Consider the following 25,380-nt stretch of genomic DNA (forward strand, 5'->3'; position numbering starts at 1 on the left):
AATATCTATAAAATATCAATCTCCTCTTTTTATTGCTCCCATGTCTTTATTTTGTTACAATAGAAGATATAGTTGAACAGAATTAAGATGCTGAATCTTATATAATAATTTTGCAAAATTGAAAGGAGACTATCATCATGGCATTTGACATCACACCTTATGTAGACAAAACACCAGCGGAGGTTCGGGCACTCTGCCGAGATGGAGTTATTGACTTCCCGACCGCAGGAATGTGCCGTGGTTACGCACAGGCGAACCTTGTAATCCTGCCTCCGGAATACGCAACAGATTTCGAAGAATTTGCAAAAAAGAATCCATTTCCTTGTCCGATTCTTGAAATCATCAAAGGAACGCCCGACACACACGCCATGGGCGAAGGCGGTAATATCTGCACTGATATTCCAAGATACCGTATCTACGAAAACGGCGTATTTACAAAAGAACTGACTGACGTATCTTCTTATTGGAAAGAAGGCTATGTCGGCTTCCTGATTGGCTGCTCTTTCTCTTTTGAAGAGACATTGATCAAAGAAGGAATCGAAATCCGTCACATTTCCCAGGGACGTAACGTACCCATGTTTAAGACGAATATCCAAACCGTTCCTGTTGGACCATTTTCCGGTCCTATGGTATGCTCCATGCGCCCGATGACTCCGGAAAATGCACAGAAAGCTTATGATATTACAGTGAAGATGCCAAATGTACACGGTGCTCCGGTACAGATGGGCAATCCGGAAGAAGTCGGTGTTATGGATGTCATGAAACCGGATTACGGCGAAGCCGTTGACATTTACGAAGGTGAAATCCCTGTATTCTGGCCATGCGGAGTTACACCTCAGGCTGCCATCGAAAATGCAAAACTTCCAATCGTAATCACACATGCACCGGGACATATGTTTATTACAGATATCCTGAATTCTGAGTTGAATGATTATCTGGAATCGCAGAAAAATAAATAGACTTTGAAATAAACTTTTATGCTGCTACAAGATGGTTGAAAATAACGTTACAGAAGCATTCTTTCTCAACCCACACCAGCTATGTGGCAGTTTTTACAAATATGGTAATTACATGCAGGAGGTACTATGACCGGACCGAAGGAACTTATTGACAAATTACATAAAAATCAGGAGCTTTCATTTGAAGAGTGGACCGAACTGATTAAGAATCGCACGCCGGAACTTTCCGAGTACCTTTTCGAACTTGCCAGAGAAGAACGCCACAAATACTATGGGCATGACGTTTATGTCCGTGGTCTGATAGAGTTTACAAATTATTGTCGAAACGACTGCCTCTATTGTGGTATTCGAAAAAGTAATGCAGCAGCACACCGGTATCGTCTGGACGAGGATACCATTCTTCGCTGCTGCCAGGAAGGCTATGATCTTGGTTTCCGCACATTTGTCCTGCAAGGTGGAGAAGATGGATATTTTACAGAAGAGCGGATTATCCACATTATCAGACGAATCCGAGAACATTTTCCACAATGTGCGATCACTCTTTCCATTGGAGAGTGGAAAAAAGACAGTTATCAGGCATTCTTTGATGCTGGCGCAGACCGTTATCTCTTGCGCCATGAGACTTACAATCCTGAACACTACGCTAAGCTCCACCCGCCAATCTTAAGTGCTGCTCACAGACAGCAGTGTCTCTGGGATTTGAAAGATATCGGATATCAGGTCGGAACCGGATTTATGGTTGGAGCACCTTATCAGACACCAGAATATCTGGCGGAAGATATGTTATTCTTAAAGGAACTTAATCCTCATATGGTAGGAATCGGACCTTTCATTCCGCATCATGATACACCATTTGCAGACCAGCCTGCTGGTACACTAGAGCTTACGCTCTTTATGCTTGGCCTGATCCGGCTAATGCTGCCGAAGGTCCTGCTTCCGGCTACGACCGCGCTTGGAACCATTCACCCGAAAGGCCGTGAGCTTGGAATCCTTGCAGGTGCAAATGTTGTTATGCCGAACCTGTCACCGACAGAAGTACGAAAGGATTATCTTCTCTACGATAATAAAATCTGTACCGGTGACGAATCGGCACAATGCCGGCACTGTCTGGAACGCCGCATGGCATCTGTCGGATACCAGGTGGTGACTTCCAGAGGAGACTCACTTAATATTTAAAGTTGAACACACGTACAAAATCATTTACAACGTCACTATTTTATACCTATTCAAGAATGTGCTTTGGCACATTCTTTGTTATAAGGAGTTCCATTATGAGCTTAAATAATACACCGTCTGCCGAGCGGCTTCATATCGGTATCTTTGGAAAACGAAATGCTGGAAAATCCAGCGTTATTAATGCTTTGACTGGGCAGAATCTTGCCATTGTGTCTGATATCAAAGGCACAACGACAGATCCAGTCTTAAAATCTATGGAGCTTTTACCTTTGGGTCCAGTCGTCATCATCGATACTCCGGGACTTGATGATGATGCCGATGTTCTTGGCACACTGCGTATTCAAAAAGCTTATCAGATGCTAAATAAAACAGATATTGCAATTCTTGTTATAGACGGGACTGTCGGTATGACTGAAGAAGATAAAAAAATTCTTACCCACATTCAGGATAAGAAGATTCCTTATATTGTTGTATTGAATAAAGCTGATCTGGCTGTCTCCAACGTCTGTCCAGGCAACCAGTCTGATTCTGATGTCTGCAAACCTTTGGATTCCATGACAACTCAAATTGCCAGATCCTGCCAGATTGCAAAAGAACACATTTTGTGGGTCAGTGCACAGGATCACAGCAATATCCAGGAACTGAAGGAATTAATCGGAAAGCTCATTCCTTCTTCTGATAATGACCGGTATATCGTACGCGACCTGATCCGACCAATGGACCTGATTGTTCTTGTTGTGCCAATCGATTCTGCTGCACCAAAAGGCAGACTGATTCTTCCACAGCAGCAGACCATCCGTGATATTCTGGAGTCCGGTGCCGTTTCCATTGTTGTAAGAGAAACAGAACTGGCTGATACATTAAAAAAACTCGGTCGCAATCCAGATCTGGTCATCACAGACAGTCAGGCCTTCAAACAAGTATCTGCCATTGTTCCTGAACATGTACCATTAACTTCATTTTCCATACTATTTGCAAGATATAAAGGAAATCTGAAAACAGTAGTGCATGGCGCATATACACTGGACAAATTAAAAAAAGGTGACAAAATTCTGATCAGCGAAGGATGCACACATCACCGCCAATGTGGTGATATCGGAACTGTTAAGCTTCCAAATCTGATTCGCCGATACACCGAAAAAGATTTTGAATTTGAATTTACAAGCGGAACTGAATTTCCACTGAATCTTTCCGAATACCAGCTCATTATCCACTGCGGAGGCTGTATGTTAAATGAACGAGAAATGAAATATCGTCTAAAATGTGCCGAAGATGCACACATTCCTATGACAAACTATGGAACTGCGATTGCTTATATGAACGGAATCTTGAACCGGAGCATCTCTATCTTTCGAGACACGTTGGACTTAAAGGAAATCTAAATCTTGTAACGGACTACATTGTATGTTCATCCTTCACCAGAAAAGCACCTTTGGGTGCTTTTCTGCAAGGAATAGTCACTGTAAATGCTATTTATATCCTGTATCACATATTCCAACAACTCATCTTTTTTGCACATTTTTACTCATCACCTTTCTCAATAGTTTCATACTATTTAAGTATACCATAGGTGCAAGTCATATAGTGCATCTTTTCACACAAAACTCATCGAAACAGCAAGTGATACTGGGTGGAAAAAAGATAGTTCAGAGGCTATAATGTAGATATTGCCAAAAGGCGTAGAGATGATAAATTGCAGGAGGATATCTATGATTCAGGAAATTGAAAACAGAAGAAGTATAAGAAAATATAAAGCGGATAAAATTAACAAGGAATTAATTGAAGATATAATATATAGTGCGACTCTTGCTCCGTCTGCCAAAAACAGGCAACCTTGGAAGTTTATTGTATATCAAGGCAAAGAAAAAGAGAAATTGGTTGATGTTATGCTCCAGGGTATAAATTCAGAAAAAATCACGCACGCACTTATGAAAGAATGGGCGTTTGCCATACCAGATGCTGAGAATACTGTCAGAATTATGGAAGAGGCGCCATGTCTTATAGCAGTGCTTAACACAAATCAGAAAACTCCATTTGAAGGTATTGAAAATGAAAAACGCATCGTGGAAATTTGCGATTCACTATCCATAGGCGCTGCTATTGAAAACATGATATTGACAGCAACAGAACATGGATTAGGTACATTATGGATTGCAAATACGTGTTTTGCGTATAATGAACTTGTAGATTTTATCAAAACAGACAACCAGTTAACCGGAATTGTTGCTGTTGGATTTGCAAATGAAGCTCCAGCTAAAAGACCACGGAAGCCATTCACAGATATTGTTGAATACCGATAAGTACATATGCACTTCCCCCTTCCTTTCTATGATTTAGATCGGAAGGGACTTAAAGAATCCGTTGCTGTTGCTTTTATTTCTATCCCAACATTTGAATCTGGTTTCTGCTAATCCTCTTTCAAAGAGCATAAAATGTCTGTTATTTGCTCCAGGCTTTCTGCAAAATATATTCCTTTTTGTCTTTCCTCTGATGACAATCCCATGTCAATCATATGTTTAAGCATTGCTTTTAAGCCATCATAGTAACCATTAAGATTATATACAATACACGGTGCATTTAACTGCTTCAGTGATACTTTTGACATAATCTCAGTTATTTCTTCCAAAGTACCTGTTCCTCCAGGAAATGCAATAAATGCATTGCCAAGTTCAATCATTTTGTTTTTTCGTTCCGACATATCCTTAGTTACGATCAGTTTTGTAATTCCTTCGTGCTGAAATTCATTTTCAATAAAAAATTGTGGCTCAACACCCGTAACATTACCGCCTGCACTCAATACACTATCGGCTAATGCTCCCATCAAACCGCTTTTAGAGCCTCCGTAAATAAGTGCGTTGCCACTTTTTCCAATCCAGGTTCCCAGTTCTTTGACTGCCCTTTTTAACGACGGATTGTTACCCTCATTTGCACCAAGATATACTGTAATATTCATTTCATTTTTCTCCTTTGTAAAAAAGTATTTTTCCAACCTCAACTCCGCACTTTTTCTTTATCTGTGAATTCAAAAATACCCTCTGCATTCATCCTGCTTTTATTTTAGTCGGGGCGAATAACCGTCTCAACGGTGCTTTCGTTGTCCCAACAAAGTTCCTGTGTTTCCCTGTCTCCAAAATACACCGGAAAACGGAACTTTATGTGCTTCAGGAATCTGCCATCTGGCTGCTCCTGCTCGTAAATGTCCACCTGTTCTACAAAGCTGTTAAGAAATTCTTTCTTCTCCAAATCGGTGCACTTATCATATAGTTTATCAAAACATAAAAGAAATTGATAGACGTTTTCTTCTATTTTCTGTTGCCGGATATTCAGCAGGCGGTTCTTGACTTCTTCTATACTGTTCTCCACGCCTTCAATCTCATCATACAGACGATATAAGCGTGTCTCCATTGTCTGAACAAGGATATTCTCCCGTTCGATCTCTGCCACCGCAGACAGGACAGAAATTTAAGGCGGGCAACTTGCCCGCCGTAAATCTTTAAATTATGCTTTGATTTTTCCAGAAAATATTTTACTTACTTTGTTTTTCATGAGTATGAATACAATTTTTACTTATTTCCGTATCTGCGAAAACTCTTATAAATAAAAGGCAGTAAGGCTATTGCCATCACTGTATACATTACCATTACAAGCGGAATTTGTCGAAATACACAATTCCCAATCTGATAAATAAGTGGGACTTTTACACTTGCCTGTACATTTGTCAAAATTGTTGGTATCAAATTGAAAAGCGTTGTATACCCAGAAAGTGCCCGTCCTATAAATGGCAATAAGCAATATAAAAAGAACGGAATGCAAACAGCGACACTAATTGTATGCATTTTAGCCGCTACTAACATAGACACTACAGCCGCCAGCATACTGGCTATAAATCCACATACAACTGTCAACAAATAGTATTGTCCATATGACATAATGTAAATACTATATGCCTGATACATTTGATAAGGTGTATTCATACCACTGGTTCCCATAATTCCAAAACAAATCACACTAAGTAATATAATTCCCATACAATAAATCATAACTGTCGTAGCTATTCCTGCCAGTATTTTTGTTTTAACAGCTTTTGTACGTCCATACTTTGTAGAGAAAAATACTGCATCTGCTTTTGTCTGAAAATCATCTGCAAATATTCCAGCACAAATAAAACCAACTATGATTGCCAGAATAATAGAATACGTTTCTACATACATAATCATAGTATCCCATGAACTATAAGATTCGTATTCTACTGGTAATTTTATTTCATTATATTTCTTTTCCAAGTATTTTTTCTGTACAGAAGTCTTTCCATATTCTTCTGCCATCTTTTCCATATTTTTATGATAAGTGTCATAGAACTCTTGTATATTTTCTTCTGTCATTTGATTCAGAACACTTTCATCATATTCTGCATCCGGTGTTAATACCGATATTATAAAACTCCTAATATCATCTATCGGTTGTAATGTCGTTCCGTAAATAGCATTTTCTTCTGAGGATTGTGTCATCGCATTTTTATTTTGTTCTATAACTTTTCCAAGTTCATCTTCTGTCAATGTACCTTTCCATGCTCGTCTGTTATCTGTAAGTTTTCTTGTTGCCATAATTTCAGTACTAGCATTTCCATTCTCATCCACATAGCGATTACTTGTAACTGCAAATCCGCTAAAAATGACAGCAAGTATCAATGCCAATCCGATTGCAAATACATTAATTTTCTTTGAAAAAATTCGTTTTAATTCTAATTTAAGCATCTTGTTTCTCCTCCGATTTTTCTCCAAAATAAAATAGAAATGCATCTTCCAAATTTTTTTCTACAGCCACAGCATCTTCTGTTGGCTTTTCTATTGAAATAATTCTAAGCTCTGCTCCGGTTTTTGTTGTTTTTATATTTCCAACCAAATATTCATTCATATATTTGTCTATCATACTTCTCGAAACATTACATTGCCATACCTTTTCTTTCATAGAAGATACTAAATCTTCCGCAGTACCTGCATAAAAAAGTTCTCCATCTTTCATTAACATAATGTTATTCGCAATGTACTCAATATCCGATACAATATGTGTAGACAAGAGCACCAAACGTTCTTCCGACAATTCACTAATTAAATTACGAAAACGTATTCTTTCATTCGGGTCTAATCCAGCGGTAGGTTCATCCAGGACAAGAATTTGCGGATCGTTTAACATCGCCTGTGCTATTCCTACACGTCTAACCATTCCTCCAGACAAATTCTTCATTTTTCTTTTACTGAATTTTTCCATTCCTACTTGATTTAATAATTGTTTCACTTTTTTTCTGGCAAACGGTATTTTTAACCCTTTTATAGAAGAAATGTACATCATGTAATCATATACGGTCAAATCTGGATAATATCCAAAATCCTGTGGTAAATATCCCAGAACTTCTCGGTATTCACCTCCTAGTTTCCATATATCTTTACCATTCCATAATATTTGTCCTTCTGATGGTTGAACAATCGTACAAAGCATACGCATTAATGTGGTCTTTCCTGCTCCATTTACTCCAAGCAGTCCATAAATTCCTTTTTCCATAACACAATTCACTTTATTAACAGCATTTACTTCTCCGTATTGTTTTGTTACATTTTTAAATTCTAATTTCATACGTGTAATCCTCCAAAATTTTTTCATCAAATACTAATGACTTCTGAACACAAAAAATAAAATATACAAAAGTCAATATCAGCATAGCCACCCATACCGGAGTTACAATTTTCTGATAAATAACATCATTTGCAACAATCATCATCCATAAACCAACCCATACCAGACAAGAAAGCACTGCTATATATTCTGATTTTTCCCATCTGCTGTACAATACACGAAAACATATACAACATGAAACATTTACCGGAAGCAAAAAATTAACCACCAAATCACTTAACGAGAGTATTGTTGTTTGATATGTAATTGCCAAAAACACCATAACGATCACCAGATCCACTACTCCAAACATTAACATTCTTGCTGTACAAATCTGACGCAGTGTGTAATAAGACGCCTGCTCAATCTCAATCGCACCATTTCTTCTGTTTTTCCAAATTTCCGGGATAATCAGAACCACAAATATTGTGGCAGATATTCCCATAATCCTCATCATATCTTTTATGTCTGACGTATAATTACTCAACCATATCCATAGACACATAAGAACACAACCTTGTAAAATCCACCATCTTTTTTTTATGAATTTTGTCTGCTCATACAAAAATTCAAAATAAGATGTTCTATGCGATTGTTTCGATAAAACCGACTCTGACAAAATATTCTGACATGCTTTTACTGTTTTGTTCTCTGCTTCAGCCCTTACATACTTTTCTTCAATCTCCTCTTTATATTCCTTTATTTGTTGCTTATAATTCTTCATCTTTTTTCACCTCCAACTCTTTCATTAAAAGTTCTTTTGCTCTTCCGATTCGATATTTTACAAGAGAAAGTTTGATATGAAGTAATTCTGCAATTTCTCTTTGCTTCAATTCCTGAAAAAAATATAAAACTGCCGTTTCTCTAATTTCTTCCGGTAACTTTCTCACTGCCTGTTCAATAGTTAATCGGACTCCTAGCTCTTCTACATGATTTTTACTACAGTCCTCTGATTTTAGCAGTTCCTCTGATGGAATATCTTTTTTCTTTTTGTAATAATTTTTAACGGTATTTCCGGCAATTGTATAAAGATAATTCTTAACTTTTCCATATTCTTTATATCTATATAAATTGGAAAAGAAACGTGTAAACACTTCTTGTGTCAAATCCTCTGCCTCATATGGATCATTGATATGTAGCAAACAATATTGATATATACTTGAGTAATATTTTTTGACCAGTTTTTCACACGCATCTTCATCTCCTGCTCTTGCTAGATGTACTAACAAAGAATCAGTTTTGTATTCCATTCGCAAATTTGCCTCCCTCTGTTTTCTAAATAATATAACAATCCTACTATAAAAAAAGTTAGGATTTTCTTTTGTTCATTTTCTCTCCCACACTTTCATTATCAAAATATTTCTACTTTTAATATAATTAACAACCAAAACGACAAAAAAGTTAGTATCTAAATTTATTTATCAATACGAAAACGGAGGTTTTTTATGCGAGAACTCAGAAACACAAAAATCATTGCTGTAGATGCACCTAAAAAGGAGGGGATAAACCATGCAGAACAATATCCGCAACACAAACCTGCCATCTTATATGATGTTTCCCCGTTTTCTTCTGGACATGGAAATAAACGAAACTGCCAAAATGCTTTATATTATCCTGCTTGACCGAGCAAGACTTTCCCAGAAAAACGAGGGTTGGTCAGATGCTGATGGTCATGTGTTCATTTACTTTACAATTAAAGCACTGGCAGAAGTTCTCCACAAAAGCCAGATGACGGTTAAAACTGCTCTGGCAGTACTGGAAAAACAGGAGCTTATCTTCCGAAAACGGCAGGGTCCCGGACAGCCTAATCGGATTTATGTAAAACTCCCAAAAGAAACCATCCACTATACAGACGGATTTCTTTCCCTAAGACAGACAGAAAACTGTCCTATTGACAGACGGGATTCTTTCCCTGATACAGACAGAAAACTGTCTGGTAATAAGAAAGAGATAAAAAAGAACAATTTAGCAATAAGAGGGAGTAAGGATCCACTCTCACCCTATGGAAAATTTCAAAATGTTTTTCTGTCAGAGAAAGAGCTGGAAGATATCCGGCAGACAATCCCTGACTGGAAGGATTATATTGAACGCTTATCCGGTTATATGGCTTCTACCGGAAAGCAATATCAGAACCATGCAGCTACCATCATCAGTTGGGCAAGACAGGATCATCCTGCTTCCCGGCAAAGAAATTACGGTTCTTATTCCTTCCATCCGCTGTAAATGCCAGCAGGAAATCTTTGAGCAGGAAGAAGCCCAGAGAAAACTTCATGAAAAACAAATGGAAATAGAGCATCTTAAAACCAGCGGATTACAGGATAAAGCACTCTATGACTATCTCAATGTGGAATACCCTGATGTTTTCTCCCATCGTGCATGGGAACTTGAATATCAGAGAGAACAGGAAATGCGGCAAAATCAGCCTGCTCGAACTAAGAAAAGTCATATGATATGGAATTGTAACCGTCTTTGAATAGATAATATGTTCTTACAAATCTCTTGTTCAAAAATGAGTTTTTCCCAAAAAAGCGTATGGATTTAAAACTTCCATACGCCTTTTTATATTCTACTCTTCAAATTGTCTAAAAGTTGACTAAAAATATATCACCGTTCATACGATGCAATAATTTCTTTGCTATCTGCTGTTTTATAATCAATTGTTCCCAAATTACCAATCAAGTCAAATGTCATATCTGCATTAACCTGCAATTCATCTTCAAGTTTGGCTGCAGACGGCTCATCTTTTAGAAAAACTGTTAATCCATAAGGCTCTGTTTCAGACTGTATCTCTATACTGTCATATGAGTATCCCGCCGGATACGCTTGACCACTTACAATATTTATAACATTCGAAGAATCTCCTACATAATCTGTCTTATACTGCGATAAATCAGGAATTTCGTACAGTTTTTCTCTTTTTCCGCATGCCGAAATCAACATTATTGATACGGCAACTAACATAATTGCATGTACTTTTTTCTTCATAGAAACATCTCCCGAAATCTTTATTCAACACTTTTCGATTTGAGTAAAAGCCCAAGGGACTTTAATGTCCCTTATGCTTTTCTCTTTTCTTTCGCTGTTTCAGTTCAAACAGTCGCTGCTCTTCTGCCTCTTTTCTCTTGCGGCTTTTCTCTTTGCGTTCCTGCTTGTTCTGTTCCTGCTGTAATTTCAACGCCTGTTGCGATTTTGTACCAATGCCTATTTCCAGCATCTGCTTCTTTACTTCCCGCTGCATCCGTTTCGGATTTCTTTTGATATCCTTTACAACAGTTTCAACAACCGAACTGAATTTCAAACTGAAATAGCATTTTTGAATATATTCCTGTACTTCATAATCTTTTGGCTCTGCACCAAATGTTACCTTTGCCACAGATAGTTTACCATCTTCGATGCGTTCAAAGATTCCCACCCAAAACGGCTCTTCAAAAAATACTGTCAGCTTTCCATTTACTTTGTCCATAAGAATCCCTCCTAAAATTGATTGAACAAAGAATGGACAACCCGGAGGGGCAGGTTACTTACCCTATTTATATAGGACGGCCTGGCTACCTACAGGCTCTGGCACATCAAAGATGTACGTTGCGTTTTTATCTTTGCGTTTATAATCAAGCCATATGGCACGATTAACTTCTGTTCAAATCATACCATATAATTAATGCATTTTCTATATACTTTCTTGATACCCAGCAAAAACCAGAAAAAAGCTCCCGAAGGAGCTTTCCACGTTTTAAATGTACACTAATTCTCTTAACACAATCTCTTCTGCATCATTCCTTATTTCCCATGAAGAATGTTGTAAATTAGTAATATCCACAACGATAACAGGTAATTTAATTATTCGTATTTTTTCCCGATAATGTAAATCGAAACTACCATACCGCCTAATATCATAATTAAGAAAATTTTATTCAAAATATCCCATAAAGCTATATTGAGACAATTGATTATTATAATACCTGCAAGAGGATATAGAACAACCGTTGCAAGTGTCCAAATTTTTAAAATTGTACAGATGTACATCCAATTTCCATTGTTAAAGGATAAACCAACTAGATGTATTCTAAAAATTCCTTGTGAAACATAATTTATCTTGTTGGCATCATAATATGTTGGTAACATGTCTTTTGCAAAGAAACAAAACCATGCACCAAATAAAAGCATTCCCCCGGTAACCAGCAATATATCATCTTTCATCTCAGCTATTGAATTCCCAGATACGACTAACATAATAATTTCTGTAATAGATATTAAAAAGCATAGCAAATATGCTAATATCCAGTTTTTTCTATGCTGATGAATAGAATTCCTAACAGCCATATCGAGAGAGCCTACTACCAATTCCTCAACTTCTTTTGTATCAATATTTTTCTGTGTATCTATTTTTTCTCCACGTAACAATTCTGTAACGGTAACATCTAATATATCAGCTATTGGTATGAGTAATACGACATTAGGCATACTAAGACCACGTTCCCATTTACTGACTGTTTTATCTGATACATATAATTTTTCAGCCAAATCCTTTTGAGTTAAATTCTTTTTCTTTCTTAATTCGGTTACAAATAAACCGAATTTTTCATTACTAATTTGATACATACATCCACCTCCTGCACACATATTATAATGGGAGTACACATAAATCAATCGACTAGCAGTAGAATTGCAGAGTATTAACACTAAATTCATCAAATAATCTTCCAATTGTAATTATTTCTATAAAGTTATACTCGAATATTTTTAAACCATACTATGGAATAATTAAATCTTTGTAACTTATAACCATGGCAGAAAAAAACAACCTTCCGGAACTTAGAAAAGGCCACCTGATATGGAATTGTAATTTGATTCTTCTTTGAATCCTTACAAATGCAGAAGCTGAACAAATAGGAGTTTTCTTCCTGCCTGTTCAGCTCTTTATTTACCTGTAAATCAATTCTTTTAACACAATCTCTTCTGCCATATTACGGATACTATTTACCGCCCTGACCCATTCCATCTGATCACGAGCTTTCAATTCTTCCGTAACGCCTTGCTTCTCCATCATCTGACGCACCAGAATATTCATTCTCTCCTGTGCTTCATCGTCCACAAGATTCAGATGTTCTGTCAGTCTGTCTTCCAACATATACAGTGAATACATTGCCGAACGATGCTCTTTCAGATATGTTTTCCGCATCATTCCATATTTCCCATAATGCGGTTCTTCATCTGTACTGACAAGATTCGGATAGTAAATTCCGTCTGCGCCAAGTGTGTAGGTTCCACCCATTTTTTCAAATGTGCTTTTCATGTGTTATTCCTCCTTGAAATCAGCGATGTCCTTAGATCATCGCAAAATATTTCAGGGCAGCCTTGATAGCATCTTCTTTCTCTTTCGGGCATTGTGTAACTCTTGCATTTTCTGATTTTGGAAGATTATAGTTTTCTCCCATTTCAATTCCACATTTGCGTTTTACCTGAGAAATATATAAATTTGAAACCTTCAAGTCAAATTCTTTCAGCACATAATCTTTGATTTCCTGATAGGCCGCTTTCGTCTCTGCACTGGTTGCATCCAGCTCGTCCAAGTCTAAGTCGATCTCTATCGTGTCATCTGGTTTTTGCGGGAAAGCAGTACTACCGTCTCCAGATAGTCCTCCCCGGACGCATGAAGTATCATAAACTCCTCCTGAATTCATAATTAGATTCTAAAAAAGTTCAAAACTTTCTTCGCTCCGTTAACATCCAAAGGGTAGTTCTCTTTAATTTGACCTTTTTCCATGTGAATCACATACGAACAACTTGCCATCACCAGCTCCGGATCATGCGTAATAACAAGAAGCGTTTTGCCTTGATCTGCAAGTGACTTCAAACTCTGCGCAACTTTCCGCATATGTTTGAGATCAAGTCCGCTGGTTGGTTCGTCAAACACAATGATCTCCCGGTTACTCACAATGGCAGATGCAATCGCTACTCGCTGCTTCTGCCCGCCGGAAAGAGAAAGCGGGTGCCTGTCTTTATATTCCAGCAGATCAAACTGTTCAAGGATTTGCTCCACAACAGTCTCATCTTCATCGTCCATGCTCAGAAGGATTTCATTTGTCACGCTTTCAGTAAATAACTGATGGCTGGTATCCTGCATTACCATATAACAATGTTTAAGCCGGGCTTTCCAATCAAGGGCTTTCCCGTTAACCTGCAAGACGCCACATTTCTTTTCCAACCCGCAAACACAGCGGGCCAGAGTAGATTTTCCAGCGCCATTCAGACCGATAATGGCAATCGTTTCTCCAACAGGCAGTTTTGCATTTGGAATATGGAGGCTTTCTGGTGCTTGCTTTTTATACGCAAAGCAGAAATTTTGAAGTTCCATCTGTTTAGCTGTATGCGTCTGATACTGATTAGCGGGTTTCAGCTTCGAGAGAGAAAACGGCCGCAGTCCCATTTCTTTTCGAGTGCCATCCGATAAGCTGTCAAATTTAGCAGGTGTGTATTCCTGTTCGATCTCCCCATCTTTTACATATAGTACACGGTCCACAAGATCGTGAAGGTAGTAAAGGCGGTGTTCTGCAATCAGAATTGTTTTGCCTTGCTTTTTCCAGAGGCTCAGGACCTGCCGCAGGTCATCAATGGCAGCCATATCCAAATTAGAAGATGGTTCGTCAAGAACCATAATTCCCGGCAGCAATACACTTGATGAAGCACAGGCTATTTTTTGCTTTTCCCCGCCAGATAGAGCAAACACGCTCCGCCCCATCAGATTTTCAATATGATAATTGGAAATTGTCCGATCCATCCTTTGCAGGATGTCCTCCTGGGGATAGCCCAAATTTTCACAGGCGAAGGCTAATTCACTATCCGTATCTACGTTGAAAAACTGGCTTTTAGGATTTTGGAACACAGATCCCACCATAGCAGCCAAGTCGTAAAGTGGCGTATCAGCTACGCTTTTTCCGTCCAGAAAGACATCGCCTTCTAAATTGCCCTCATAATAATGAGGCACCAGCCCGTTTACTAAACGGGTAATCGTTGTTTTCCCACAGCCGGATTCCCCCGTGAGTAAAACAAACTCCCCTGTTTTTATGGTGAGATTGATATTTCTAATCCCTCCACCGCGGGATTCTTCACCATAAGAGAAAGAAACATTTTGAAAATCTATCATGGCAAAATCCCTCCTGCGGAAATTATCGGGGAAGCAATCGCCCAAAACACTACAAAGCAACAAAACAAAATCAGCACCACATCGGCAAAATTAAATTTAAGCCGACAAATATTGGTGCGCTTGACAGGAGCACCGAGACCACGGGTAATTGCCGCAGCGGAAAGTTCCTCACCGATTTTCACAGAGCAGGTAATCATCGGGATCAGCTTATACTCCAATATTTTTGAAGATTTTTTCCCTCCAAGTTTAATCCCTCGCATTTTCATAGCGTCACTAATTGCTTCTGACTCCTGAAAGACAGTTGGAAAGAAGCGGAACATGACCGTTAAGGGAATCGTCACCTCTTTGGGCATATGGATTCTTTCCATGCCGGAAATCAATTCACTGACTGTTGTTGTTTTCACAGCATAGGCCGCCATTGCAACGCTGGGAAGAATGCGGCAAAAGAAACCAGTTGTAAACAACACAAGAAAATTCAATATTCCTGTGAGATGCGGCAAGACAGAGATTTGAACAGCATAAAAAGCAGCAAAAATAACAATGTATCCAACCGCTTTTCCAAATTGTTTGGAACAAAGCAGTAACAAAGCTGGAATGGCACAAAGAACAAGGCGGAGTAGCCCCATAGCTTCTCCGCCTGTCCCTCCCATGACAAAAATACTGATGATGAAGATGAGCAACAGTTTTGTACGCGGATCAAGCCGCAGACCCGTTTCTGCTTTTTTGCTGAGAAGAATTTCCCGCGCCATTATGCAATACCAGCACGCTGGAAGTGCTTTTTACAAATGGCCTTTCCAATCACACCACCGACAATACCAAATACAAAGCAAGCGACCAACAGAATAGGGGCAATCCACATAGGCATATAGGTGTTGAGTGTTGTGGCATATTCTGCGCCATATCCCTCTGTCAGCATCACAAGATAGCTGTCACGGTTCAAGAAAATGGGTGCGAAGTTACCAAATACCCAAATACTAAAAGCGCCACAGGATAAAACAGCACTCTTTGAACTTTTGTAATCTGCCTTTTTTAAGATTATATCGGCAATCAGACCGCCGGCAAGTCCTGTCAGCATGGTTAAATAGCCATTTCCGCCAAATATATTAAGCAAGCCGATCAAAAAGCCCATAATTGCAGTCATACCGAACTTTTTTGCTTTTGTAACATAAAGCATATATGGAATACCCCCGACCAACGGACAAAGTACCGCCATCAATGGGATAAAAATGGGGATAAATCCAAGTATGGCAACTAACGTCGTAATGACCATGTAGATTACTGTGTAAATACCAATAGTGATAAAATCCTTGCCTTCTAATCTACGTTTCTTTTGATTTGAATTTGCAAGTGTACTCATGAAGAAATTCCTCCTTTATAAATAAAATGCAGTGTGGTTAGAATATGCTAACCACACTGCATAGATTATCATCTGTGAAAAAATATTTCAACCAAAAAGCTACCCGTTTTTACCCAAAAGCTACCTAATTTTATTCATTTGACCCATTAAAGCGTGTTTCCCTATAATTCTTAGGGATTACACCGTATCTTTTTTTGAAGGCTGCTGCAAAATTACTTGGTTTTCCATAACCCACAATAGAAGCAATCTCACTTACATTCCTGTCCCCATCCAAAAGTAATTGTGCTGCTTGCGCCAATCGTTGGTCAATAATATATTGATGAATTGATATTCCATAGAGAGATGAAAATCCTCGCGATAGTTTTGGTACGCTCAAATGCACCAGACGCGATAATTCCTTACAGGATGGAGCAAAAGCAATCTGGCTGTCAATAATTCGTTTTGTCTCCATAATAGCAGTTCTTTCAGTCCGAGACATTGTGATGTTTTTACCCATCAAAATGTCTAATTCAAGAACCTCTCCTAAATAGACAGATAACAGTTCTAATAGTTTACCGTCTAAATATAGATAACCCAGGCTGCCACGATATTGAGAAAATTGATTCATTTCTGCCAAAATTTGCTCCATAATTGGAGTAACGGGAATTTTAGAAATCCCTTCTAAAAGTTTCTTCCTATATACTGTAACTTCTTGCCCCTCGAAGTATTCCGAAAGTAATTGTGCAAAATACGTAATAGGTATTTTTATGGTCTTAAAAGAAAAATCACTGTTTTTCTTATAACAAATATATTCCGCCCTCTCAGTCCCTGCATAAATACAAGATTCATTTTTTTGTAATGTAATGGAACGCGGTTCATTCATAATTCCCCATGAGACACCGTCATTCAAACAGAATATGATTTGCATATATTCGTCATTACCGGGGCCTTGCATGTTCACATCTGTATCCGATTGATAGCGCATCTGCCAATCCGAAAGAATAACACCATGTTTGATCTTAGTCTGTGCGATTCTACCTGGCCCAAACTCAGATGAAATATTCATGGAAAATGTTTGAGGCGTATTCGTTATTAAATCGTTATATAGCTTACTGAGATAATCACTTCCATGTATCATTCGAATCCCCTCCCTAATGTGCGTTAGAGTTAACTAACTATATAATAACTTGTTTTGAGGCGCTGGTCAACAAGAGAATAAATCACCCCAAGCTATTATTACAGAGATAACCGGACACAGCGATATAGCTCTGTGCCCGGTTATTTCTATTTTGTTGAATAATTTTATGCTAATTTCCATTGAGAACTGGCGTTGCGTTTATCCCAAAATTCTTTATAGGCACCATTTTTAGCCAATAGCTTTTCATGGCTACCTACCTCCGCTATATGCCCTTCTTTGTTTAACACAATAATTTCGTCCGCCATCTGAATTGTTTCGAGCTTATGCGCTACAACAATCAATGTAGACCTTTTCCTGAGAGTTTCTATGGAGCGCACGATATTAGTTTCGTTCTCAGCATCAAGTGCTGAGGTCGCTTCGTCAAACAAGACAATTGGAGCGTGCTTCAACAAAGCTCGTGCAATCGAAACGCGCTGGCGCTCACCGCCGGAAAGTGCTCGTCCTCCTTCTCCGCAAAGGGTATTCCATCCATCAGGAAGTCGCTGAATCATTTCCGTTACACCCGCAAGATCGGCAATTTCATTTAATTCTCGTTCTGATGTATCAGGCTTCGCCATAAGTATATTGTTTTTTAGGCTATCATTAAAAAGATAAACATCTTGAAATACAAAAGACACTTGCTTAAACAAATCTTCGGTTGTAAAATCTCTCAAGTCAATGTCTCCAATACAAATATTCCCACCATTCACATCATAAAAACGAGCAATTAACTTTATGATTGTTGTTTTGCCACAACCAGAAGGGCCAACAATAGCAAACATTTTATTGGCAGGCACTGTAAAGCTAATATTTCTTATCACTGGCTTATCTTTTACATATGCAAAGGTCACTTGATTTAAAGAAACATCAGAATTTTTAGGATTACCTTTGGTCTTTGTTACGCTGGGCATTTCAGCAGTATCTACGACTTCATCTAAAGCATTTAACATTTGGCGACGGTCTTCCATTCCGAAAAGAGAAGATACTATGTCGTTTAAGAGTGTAGTAAAACGCAAGGTAACGCCAATCATTACCACAGTTTCTAATGCCCCCATATCTCCAGCAAGTCCCAAGAGGCTTACAAAGGTAATCATTCCAGCAACAAGCATTTGTACTCCCATACCGGAAAGCACCTGCCCCAAAGCGCTCCACCATAGCCCGCGGACAGATTGCTTTTTACTGTTCACAAAACTATCTTTCAGTTCTTCGTAGTCTGCACCAACATGGCAGGCGCGAAGTGCCCCCTGGCACTTTGCGAATTCCACTACGCGGGAAGCAATTCCTTGTTCCGCTGGTTCTTCAAGACTATTCCCTTTTCCCACACAAATTTGCGAAATTTTCATAAGTAGAAAAAGAACGGGAATAGCAAGCGTTAAAAGCATACCAAGCTGCCAATTCCAAAACCATGTGGCAATACAGAAAACAACGACTGCAGACGCATTTTTTAGTAGCTGTCCAATAAAGAATGCGGCTGTCTGACCGGTAGAAATCATTTCCTGCGTTACCATACGCGAAAGTTTTCCGGCACTGTCTGCTTGAAACCAACCAAGTGGTAAGCGCGCCACCTTGTTTCCCACGATAGTTTGCATATTTTTCATAAAGCCAAGGCCAGCCGTATAACTGAGCTTTGTGCCTAAGAAAGAGAATACAGAAGCCAATAGCGCTACGCTGGCAAGTACAATCATCCAGCCCCAAAATGATACTCCCCACTGCGTACTTTGCGTTTGCAGAGTTGTGGTAGCTGGCATCATAATGGCAAGTGCAAGACCGATCAGGCCCCCTGACAGAATACAAAATAATGTTCCTTTTTTGTGCATTTTTTGGTCTCTATCAAGCATATAACGATGAAATCTCGATAAAAGCCATTTTGACTTATTCATACCTTATTTCTCCTTTCTCATTCAAATGATTGAAACCACCTTGTCTTAATAATGCTTGATAATGTACATTATCTAAAAGTTCATGATGCGTTCCAAGAGCAATTATTTTTCCTTGCTCCATTACAGCTATTTGGTCTGCACCTAAAATGGCATTTAGACGATGCGCAATAACCAACACAGTACGATCTTTAATCAATGCATTAAGTGCTTTTTGAATTTCCAGTTCTGAATCTGGATCAGCAAAAGCTGTGGCCTCATCCATAATCAAAATTGGCGCATCTGCTAAAACCGCACGAGCGATGCTAACTCTTTGGCTTTCTCCTCCCGATAAAGAACAATCCGTTCCCAATACGCTATCATAACCTTTAGGTAGAGACATAATCAAATCGTCAATCTGAGCAATTTTCGCTGCTTTACGGATCTCCTCTATACTTGCATCCTGTCTTGCAAGCGATATATTCCGCTGGATACTGGCATTAATGAGCATAGGGTCTTGAAGCACAAAGGCAATTTTGTCATAGAGCGTTTGCGATGAAATGTCTCTTAAGTCTACACCTCCTAAACTAATAGAACCATTTTGCGGATCATCGAAACGTGCGATAAGTGTAGCAAGCGTAGACTTGCCAGAACCAGAAGGGCCAATTAAAGCTGTTATTGTATTAGGATTCAAAGTAAGATTAACCCCTTTTAATGCTTGCGTATCTCCATATGAGTAAGTAACATCCTTCACCTGCAGAACAAGTCCGTTAGGCTTTTGTGGAGATTTCGTTTCAGGAATGACGGGAGTATCCATAATATCGCAAAGGCGGATGGCAGCAGCTCCAGCCATTTGATAGGACCATGTAATATTAGCAACGGAGCTAATTGCAACAGGTAAAACGATTGCTATTAAAGTGCAAGCCAGAACTTGAGGAAGACTCGCTAAACCGGCTCCCATAACCAATGCGCCACCGGTGAAATTGACGAACAAAAGTAACGGTGCTGAAATAAGTTCTCCTGCTATAGAGCAAAGACCAATCAATGGCGCACACCAATCCCAATAAGATTTAGAAAAAGCTTCTGCTGCGCTGGCGTAATTTTGATGGGCTTTTCCAGTCTTAGAGAAGGCTTTCACTACCTTGATACCAGCAACCAGTTCAATCATTGTAGAAGAAACTTCCCCCAGATGCCTGTTCATTTCAGCAGTTTTTGGCCCCATATCCTTCATAGAAATTCCTTGTAATAAAAAGTATAGTGGGATGGTCACGATACTAATAAGTGCTAAACGCCAATTAATCACAAACATAAATACAAGTAGTACTAATGGCGCTAACACACCGTTTAGCATATCAACTGGCGCATGAGCCACGACAGTATGAACCGTTTTTGTATCATCCTGTACAGCGTTACGTATTTTACCGGAATCAGTTTGGCTAAACCACGCAAGTGGTACATGGCTCAAACGTTCTACAATCCTTTGGCGAATAATGAAACGCAATTTCATATCCGCGAAATGTGTGATAATTAAAGACAGTGCATGGAAAAACAATTTTGAAAGAAAAGCCATAACTAAAAGATTCACAACTTTATGCACTTGTACTGCACTAATCTGTTCGCCTGTGGTTTGCGCCGATAAAAAAATATCCCCTAACCACACTAAAGCTAAATATGGAACGAAAGACAATAATGCAGAAAGAATTGTAAAAATTTGAGCTAAAAGTATCCTTACTTTTATGGGTTTGGACAAACGTTTAATCGCAGCCTGCCCTTCTTGATCTTTTTTGCGATCTTGTTCTTTTATCTCTAACATAAGGTTTCCTCCTCGTTTTTAAATTGGTAGTACAAAATAGTTGCACTAAACTAACCACACTATATAGCTTATTAGTTATTTCATTTTAATTCAACCCAAAACATACCCGTTTTTGCCCAAAACGGTCATTGTGCAATTAATTTTTAATAATATACAATATCTAAAAAGTACAAAAACATACGAATTATAAAATGAATCAAAAGCGCATACTACATCATTCCCAGGACATCCTATGAACAATAGAATGTAACAGGGTGATGTGATATGCCGAATGTAAAAGATTGCCCTGGATTTGAAACCTTCGGAGCAGATGTTCAGCAGGCGCGTGAAGCTGTGAAAATGTCCCGCCGGGAGCTGACCGAAAAGGTCGGCATTGACCCGCGCTATCTTGCAAATATCGAGCTGTGCGGCACAATACCGAGCGTGCCGGTTGTGATGCAGCTCATCCGCATTTGCAAGCTGCCCGCAGAACGCTACTTCAACCCGGAGCTGCTTCGGGATGGCAGTGAGCAGCGCCAGCAGACAAGCCACAAATTACAGCTTTGCCCGGAGAAGTATCTGCCCATTGTGTAAGGTGTCATTGACGGAGCCATCAAATTGAAAGATGCGGATGATGAGAAGGAGGATGTGTAAGCGTCCTTTTTTCTCATTTGAAGAAATACCGCCCGAAAGGGCAAAAATACAGGGTACGAGAAACCGGCAAGCAATGCCTGTGTTAATACACACAGGCCCGCAGGGAAGAAAATCCCTCCGTGATTTTCCTCTCCGCTTGCTTGCCCGGGGCAGCGCCCCCAAGCCCCTTTGAACACAGAATTTCATTCTGTGGCTGCGCGGTCTCCGTTCCACTACGGTCGGCACTAAACGGACATCCCCCGGATGTCCAGTGCCTGCGAACGCTTTTGACCAGGACCAGCTTACCGCTGGCCGTGGTCTTTTTCTTTTTCAACATCCTGTTCTACCTCCATTTTCAGCACTCGATCTACATTCACTTTTGCAGTCAAAAGCTCCCGCATTTCTTCGCGGGAACGCCGATACTCGGAATAAGTCTTTTTCTTTTCTTCCAGCAATTTTGCGTACTCTGTCTGCAACTCTTTGACCTTGGGCAGCTTCTTGACGCCCATCTCATCAAAGGCATTCTTAGCAGCCTGGTGGAGCAGAATTTCTTCCTCATGTTCCTCCCGGAATTTCTTAGAGTAACCCGCCTTGCGGTATGCCACATAGATCTCACGGGTCTTGGCATAATTTACGATGTGAGTACGCAGAACAGCGATCTCTGCCATGCGCTTTTCAGCCGCTTTGATCTGCGCCGAAAGATCATTGTGATGTGCCGTGGCAGCCGCAGCCTTTTCTTCCAAAACCGCATACTCCAGCAGATTGTTCTCTGACAGGTAATTCATGGTCTGCGCCATTTGTTTCAGATTAAAAACTTTAGCCCATCGAGCATAGCCAACACCTTTTCCAGCCTGCAATTTTGCCTGAATGTCCACCAGCAGATTGATCTTCGGCGTCTCTGCCTGTGTGACTGTTTTCTTTCGCGGGGTATGTGCTTTCTCCCAACCAGAGAGCTTCAGTCGATACGATTTTCCGCGCTTTGAGACTTCACAACCATACTCTTGCAACAGCTTCAGCAGTTCTTCAAAGTCATCAGGACTTTGTGATAATGCGTTGTCAATTGCCACACGAAGCATCTCTCGGTGAGAGGGCTTTGCCTGATCTCCCAGCCACTTGTTATAGCTTTTTCCGTGAAGTTTCGGATTCTCTACAATGGACAGTCCGTTTTCAATGCAGATGGTATCACTTAACCGGCGAACCGCCTTGGTGCTGCCCCAAAAGTTTCGGAATTTCCGGTCATATTCTAAGCTGACCGATGACCAGATAATGTGATTATGAATGTGCGACTTGTCTATGTGGGTGCAGACCACAAAGGCATGATTGCCCTTGGTAAACCGCTTGGCAAATTCTGCATCGGCGGTCCGGCTGTCACAGCCATAGCCGGTAATGAGTTTTCCGTTGTCAGTCTTTTGCGGATTTGCCACATAATCGATGATGTCACTGATCGCCCGACTTTCTGTGCGGCCTTTGCCGACATGAAGCGGCATGATTCTTGTAGTTGCCATAAAAAGCCCTCCTCTCAAAATATTTTCTCTGAACTCTGGTCCTATCGTTGAAATAAACTCTCCTTATGGGTATAATATAAAGAAACCCAAAAGCTGGTTAAAAAGTGTCAGTTCCTTTTCTAATGGAATCGGCGGCACTCTGTTTTTCGGAGTCTCCGATGACCGGGAGCCTATCGGCTTGTCCGATGTTCAAAAGGATGCTGAGGCGATCAGCCGCTTAATCAAAGAACGAATCACACCATTACCTCAGTTTATCTTAAAACCATTACAGGAAGATGGTAAAAATCTATTAGCTCTGGAGGTTTCTCCCGGCCGCAGCACCCCATATTATTACAAGGCAGACGGCGTAATGGAAGCATATATCCGTGTTGGAAATGAAAGCGTAATTGCCCCTGATTACATTGTGAATGAATTGATCTTAAAGGGAACCAATCAGTCCTTTGATACCCTAACAACAGACGCGGTAAAAAAGGATTACAGCTTTACACTTCTGGAAGCAACCTATCTGGAACGGACCGGTCTCCGCTTTGAGCCATCCGATTATGTTTCCTTTGGTTTGACTGATAAAAATGGACTCCTGACCAATGCCGGAAAACTCATGACCGATCAGCACACGGTTTATAACTCCCGTATGTTCTGTACCCGGTGGAATGGCTTGGAAAAAGGCTCTATCTTTGATGATGCGCTGGACGATAAAGAATACGAGGGAAATTTGATTTATTTACTGAACAGCGGCAGTGAATTTATTCGCAATAATTCCAAAGTCCGTTTTGTCAAAAAGGCACAGTATCGTGTAGACAAGCCGGATTATGCTGAACGAGCCGTGACAGAGGCTCTTGTCAATGCGCTTATCCATCGTGATTATATTGTGCTTGGCAGCGAAATCCATATTGATATGTTTGATGATCGGGTGGAAATCACATCTCCGGGCGGTATGTTTGGCGGCGGCTCAATTCAGGAATACGATATTTACAGTATCCGTTCCATGCGACGAAACCCTGTGATTGCTGACCTGTTCCACCGCATGAAGTACATGGAACGCCGTGGAAGTGGCCTGCGCAAAATCGTCAGTGAAACCGAAAAGCTGCCTGGATACACAGAGGCATATAAGCCTGAATTTACCTCAACAGCAACAGATTTCAGAGTCATCTTGAAAAATGTAAACTACAACTTAGAGGGTGACGCCCACCAAGTTACCCACCAAGTTACCCACCAAGTTACCCACCAAGTTATTGAACTATCAACGGTGTCCAAACAGATTTTGGCTTTTTGCACAACACCAAAATCCAAGAAAGAGCTTGCAGTATTTTGCGGCTTCAAAGATTTAAGAAACTTCACTTTGAAGCATATCAATCCGCTTTTAGAATCCGGGCAATTAGAAATGACTATTCCCGATAAACCTAAAAGTCGCAATCAAAAATATATTACAGTTCGTTCCGAATAAACAGAGAAGCAGGGCATTGGGTCTCATCTCCCATTGTCCTGCTTCTTTTCATTCCAGATTATATTCACATCATTTACCCATACATCCAATCCTGGATCGCAAATTTCAAACTCTGCACCTTTCCCAGCAGCCAGATCGCAGCCAGCGATAGCCCCATCGGGCTAATCAAAAATTCCATAACCAGCAAAATCACACCATTCTGCGGGGAATAGGTAATCAGCACAGCCACGCCAAGCAGAGCAATTACCGTGCTGAGCAGACCAAGCACCAGACTGGATATGTAGATCAGCCCCATGCAGAGCCAGACAAAAAGCGTCAACGCCAAAATGACCGGTGCAGTTACGATCATCAGCAGACATTTCAAAAGGTATACTAATCAGCCCTAAAATACCAATAGTTAAAAATACAATACTATAATTTCTATCTTTTTTGAAAGGAGTTTTATTGTTACCAATTTTTTCAACAACGTCTCCTGACTTTAACATTTCATCAACTGGAATATCAAATTTCTCACTTATTAGAATAAGTGTATTAATATTTGGAACAGAGACTCCATTTTCCCAGTTAGAAATAGTCTGCCTGGAAACATTGAGGTCTTCAGCAACCTGTTCCTGTGTAAGTTTCTTTATAGTACGAGCATTTTTAATTTTATCAGCTATCATAATTCTGTATTCCCCCTTTCTTCTAT

24 protein-coding genes and 4 pseudogenes are annotated in these 25,380 nt (G+C 39.8%); 8 read left to right on the forward strand and 20 right to left on the reverse strand.

Annotated elements, in window-relative coordinates:
- Nucleotides 1–137: 137 nt before the first annotated feature.
- The 4 genes from C7E02_RS12290 (at nt 138) to C7E02_RS12305 (ending at nt 4,435) form a co-directional block, all read left to right on the forward strand.
- The gene (locus C7E02_RS12290) at nt 138–959 is read left to right on the forward strand and encodes a putative hydro-lyase (RefSeq protein WP_105309689.1); all 822 of its coding nucleotides are present in this window, start codon (nt 138–140) and stop codon (nt 957–959) included.
- Between the two features lie 126 nt (nt 960–1,085).
- Nucleotides 1,086–2,135 carry a [FeFe] hydrogenase H-cluster radical SAM maturase HydE gene (hydE, locus tag C7E02_RS12295; protein ID WP_105309690.1) on the forward strand — a complete coding sequence of 350 codons (1,050 nt, stop codon included), beginning with the start codon at nt 1,086–1,088 and terminating at the stop codon, nt 2,133–2,135.
- Nucleotides 2,136–2,230: 95 nt separating this feature from the next.
- The gene (hydF, locus tag C7E02_RS12300) at nt 2,231–3,517 is read left to right on the forward strand and encodes a [FeFe] hydrogenase H-cluster maturation GTPase HydF (protein ID WP_105309691.1); all 1,287 of its coding nucleotides are present in this window, start codon (nt 2,231–2,233) and stop codon (nt 3,515–3,517) included.
- A 327-nt stretch (nt 3,518–3,844) separates the two neighbouring features.
- On the forward strand, nt 3,845–4,435 hold the full coding sequence (locus C7E02_RS12305) for a nitroreductase family protein (RefSeq protein WP_105309692.1): 591 nt from the start codon (nt 3,845–3,847) through the stop codon (nt 4,433–4,435).
- A 107-nt stretch (nt 4,436–4,542) separates the two neighbouring features.
- Here C7E02_RS12305 and C7E02_RS12310 read toward each other — a convergent pair whose 3' ends face one another.
- From C7E02_RS12310 to C7E02_RS12335, 6 genes and pseudogenes are all read right to left on the reverse strand, one after another.
- Entirely contained in the window at nt 4,543–5,088 is a 546-nt protein-coding gene (locus C7E02_RS12310) for a TIGR00730 family Rossman fold protein (protein WP_005338316.1), read from the reverse strand.
- 104 nt (nt 5,089–5,192) lie between these two features.
- Nucleotides 5,193–5,546, reverse strand: a pseudogene (locus C7E02_RS12315) (recombinase family protein); the annotation flags it as partial.
- Nucleotides 5,547–5,698: 152 nt separating this feature from the next.
- The gene (locus tag C7E02_RS12320; protein ID WP_105309693.1) at nt 5,699–6,889 is read right to left on the reverse strand and encodes an ABC transporter permease; all 1,191 of its coding nucleotides are present in this window, start codon (nt 6,887–6,889) and stop codon (nt 5,699–5,701) included.
- A complete protein-coding gene (locus C7E02_RS12325; protein WP_005335539.1) occupies nt 6,882–7,766 on the reverse strand; it encodes an ABC transporter ATP-binding protein in 885 nt (294 codons plus the stop codon). The genes C7E02_RS12320 and C7E02_RS12325 overlap by 8 nt, the downstream gene beginning before the upstream one ends.
- The gene (locus C7E02_RS12330; protein WP_105309694.1) at nt 7,750–8,529 is read right to left on the reverse strand and encodes a hypothetical protein; all 780 of its coding nucleotides are present in this window, start codon (nt 8,527–8,529) and stop codon (nt 7,750–7,752) included. Before C7E02_RS12330 ends, C7E02_RS12325 begins: the two co-directional genes overlap by 17 nt.
- On the reverse strand, nt 8,516–9,055 hold the full coding sequence (locus C7E02_RS12335; RefSeq protein WP_005348545.1) for an RNA polymerase sigma factor: 540 nt from the start codon (nt 9,053–9,055) through the stop codon (nt 8,516–8,518). Before C7E02_RS12335 ends, C7E02_RS12330 begins: the two co-directional genes overlap by 14 nt.
- Nucleotides 9,056–9,314: 259 nt before the next feature.
- Between C7E02_RS12335 and C7E02_RS12340 the strand changes: the two genes are divergently transcribed.
- Nucleotides 9,315–10,028 (forward strand): replication initiator protein A, encoded by a 714-nt coding sequence (locus C7E02_RS12340; RefSeq protein ID WP_105309695.1) that lies wholly within the window; start codon nt 9,315–9,317, stop codon nt 10,026–10,028.
- Nucleotides 10,003–10,143 (forward strand): annotated as a pseudogene (locus C7E02_RS20480) (ATP-binding protein); the annotation flags it as partial. The gene C7E02_RS12340 and the pseudogene C7E02_RS20480, both read left to right, overlap by 26 nt.
- Nucleotides 10,144–10,409: 266 nt before the next feature.
- On the opposite strand, the gene C7E02_RS12350 reads toward C7E02_RS20480, so the two are convergent.
- The 11 genes and pseudogenes from C7E02_RS12350 to C7E02_RS12400 form a co-directional block, all read right to left on the reverse strand.
- On the reverse strand, nt 10,410–10,790 hold the full coding sequence (locus tag C7E02_RS12350; protein ID WP_105309696.1) for a DUF4825 domain-containing protein: 381 nt from the start codon (nt 10,788–10,790) through the stop codon (nt 10,410–10,412).
- A 61-nt stretch (nt 10,791–10,851) separates the two neighbouring features.
- Entirely contained in the window at nt 10,852–11,268 is a 417-nt protein-coding gene (locus C7E02_RS12355; protein WP_005338329.1) for a YjdF family protein, read from the reverse strand.
- Between the two features lie 374 nt (nt 11,269–11,642).
- Entirely contained in the window at nt 11,643–12,404 is a 762-nt protein-coding gene (locus C7E02_RS12360) for a helix-turn-helix domain-containing protein (protein WP_105309697.1), read from the reverse strand.
- A 322-nt stretch (nt 12,405–12,726) separates the two neighbouring features.
- Entirely contained in the window at nt 12,727–13,098 is a 372-nt protein-coding gene (locus tag C7E02_RS12365) for a TnpV protein (protein WP_005338333.1), read from the reverse strand.
- A gap of 31 nt (nt 13,099–13,129) precedes the next feature.
- Nucleotides 13,130–13,440: pseudogene (locus C7E02_RS12370) on the reverse strand (23S rRNA (uracil-5-)-methyltransferase RumA); the annotation flags it as partial.
- Nucleotides 13,441–13,488: 48 nt separating this feature from the next.
- The gene (locus tag C7E02_RS12375; protein ID WP_105309698.1) at nt 13,489–14,949 is read right to left on the reverse strand and encodes an ABC transporter ATP-binding protein; all 1,461 of its coding nucleotides are present in this window, start codon (nt 14,947–14,949) and stop codon (nt 13,489–13,491) included.
- The gene (locus C7E02_RS12380) at nt 14,946–15,698 is read right to left on the reverse strand and encodes an energy-coupling factor transporter transmembrane component T (RefSeq protein WP_005338338.1); all 753 of its coding nucleotides are present in this window, start codon (nt 15,696–15,698) and stop codon (nt 14,946–14,948) included. Before C7E02_RS12380 ends, C7E02_RS12375 begins: the two co-directional genes overlap by 4 nt.
- The gene (locus C7E02_RS12385; RefSeq protein ID WP_005338340.1) at nt 15,698–16,306 is read right to left on the reverse strand and encodes an MptD family putative ECF transporter S component; all 609 of its coding nucleotides are present in this window, start codon (nt 16,304–16,306) and stop codon (nt 15,698–15,700) included. Before C7E02_RS12385 ends, C7E02_RS12380 begins: the two co-directional genes overlap by 1 nt.
- A 130-nt stretch (nt 16,307–16,436) precedes the next feature.
- Nucleotides 16,437–17,423 (reverse strand): helix-turn-helix domain-containing protein, encoded by a 987-nt coding sequence (locus tag C7E02_RS12390; protein WP_105309699.1) that lies wholly within the window; start codon nt 17,421–17,423, stop codon nt 16,437–16,439.
- A gap of 164 nt (nt 17,424–17,587) precedes the next feature.
- A complete protein-coding gene (locus C7E02_RS12395; RefSeq protein ID WP_105309700.1) occupies nt 17,588–19,342 on the reverse strand; it encodes an ABC transporter ATP-binding protein in 1,755 nt (584 codons plus the stop codon).
- A complete protein-coding gene (locus tag C7E02_RS12400; protein WP_005338343.1) occupies nt 19,335–21,131 on the reverse strand; it encodes an ABC transporter ATP-binding protein in 1,797 nt (598 codons plus the stop codon). Before C7E02_RS12400 ends, C7E02_RS12395 begins: the two co-directional genes overlap by 8 nt.
- A gap of 264 nt (nt 21,132–21,395) precedes the next feature.
- On the opposite strand from C7E02_RS12400, the gene C7E02_RS12405 reads away from it, so the two are divergent.
- Entirely contained in the window at nt 21,396–21,704 is a 309-nt protein-coding gene (locus C7E02_RS12405) for a helix-turn-helix domain-containing protein (RefSeq protein ID WP_105309701.1), read from the forward strand.
- Between the two features lie 341 nt (nt 21,705–22,045).
- Here the strand turns inward: C7E02_RS12405 and C7E02_RS12415 are convergent, their stop codons facing one another.
- Complete coding sequence (locus C7E02_RS12415; protein ID WP_105309703.1) at nt 22,046–23,248, reverse strand: relaxase/mobilization nuclease domain-containing protein; 1,203 nt, start codon at nt 23,246–23,248, stop codon at nt 22,046–22,048.
- Between C7E02_RS12415 and C7E02_RS12420 the strand changes: the two genes are divergently transcribed.
- Nucleotides 23,229–24,692, forward strand: coding sequence for an ATP-binding protein (locus tag C7E02_RS12420; protein WP_330406780.1), 1,464 nt, complete (start codon nt 23,229–23,231; stop codon nt 24,690–24,692). The two genes, C7E02_RS12415 and C7E02_RS12420, sit on opposite strands and share 20 nt — an antisense overlap.
- 73 nt (nt 24,693–24,765) lie before the next feature.
- Here C7E02_RS12420 and C7E02_RS19820 read toward each other — a convergent pair whose 3' ends face one another.
- On the reverse strand, nt 24,766–25,041 hold the full coding sequence (locus C7E02_RS19820) for a CD1845 family protein (protein WP_242978815.1): 276 nt from the start codon (nt 25,039–25,041) through the stop codon (nt 24,766–24,768).
- 142 nt (nt 25,042–25,183) lie between these two features.
- Nucleotides 25,184–25,354: pseudogene (locus C7E02_RS19825) on the reverse strand (helix-turn-helix domain-containing protein); the annotation flags it as partial.
- Between the last annotated feature and the right edge of the window lie 26 nt (nt 25,355–25,380).

Origin of the sequence: Dorea sp. Marseille-P4042 (assembly GCF_900290215.1) — a bacterium.
GTDB classification, from domain to species: Bacteria; Bacillota; Clostridia; order Lachnospirales; family Lachnospiraceae; genus Dorea; species Dorea formicigenerans.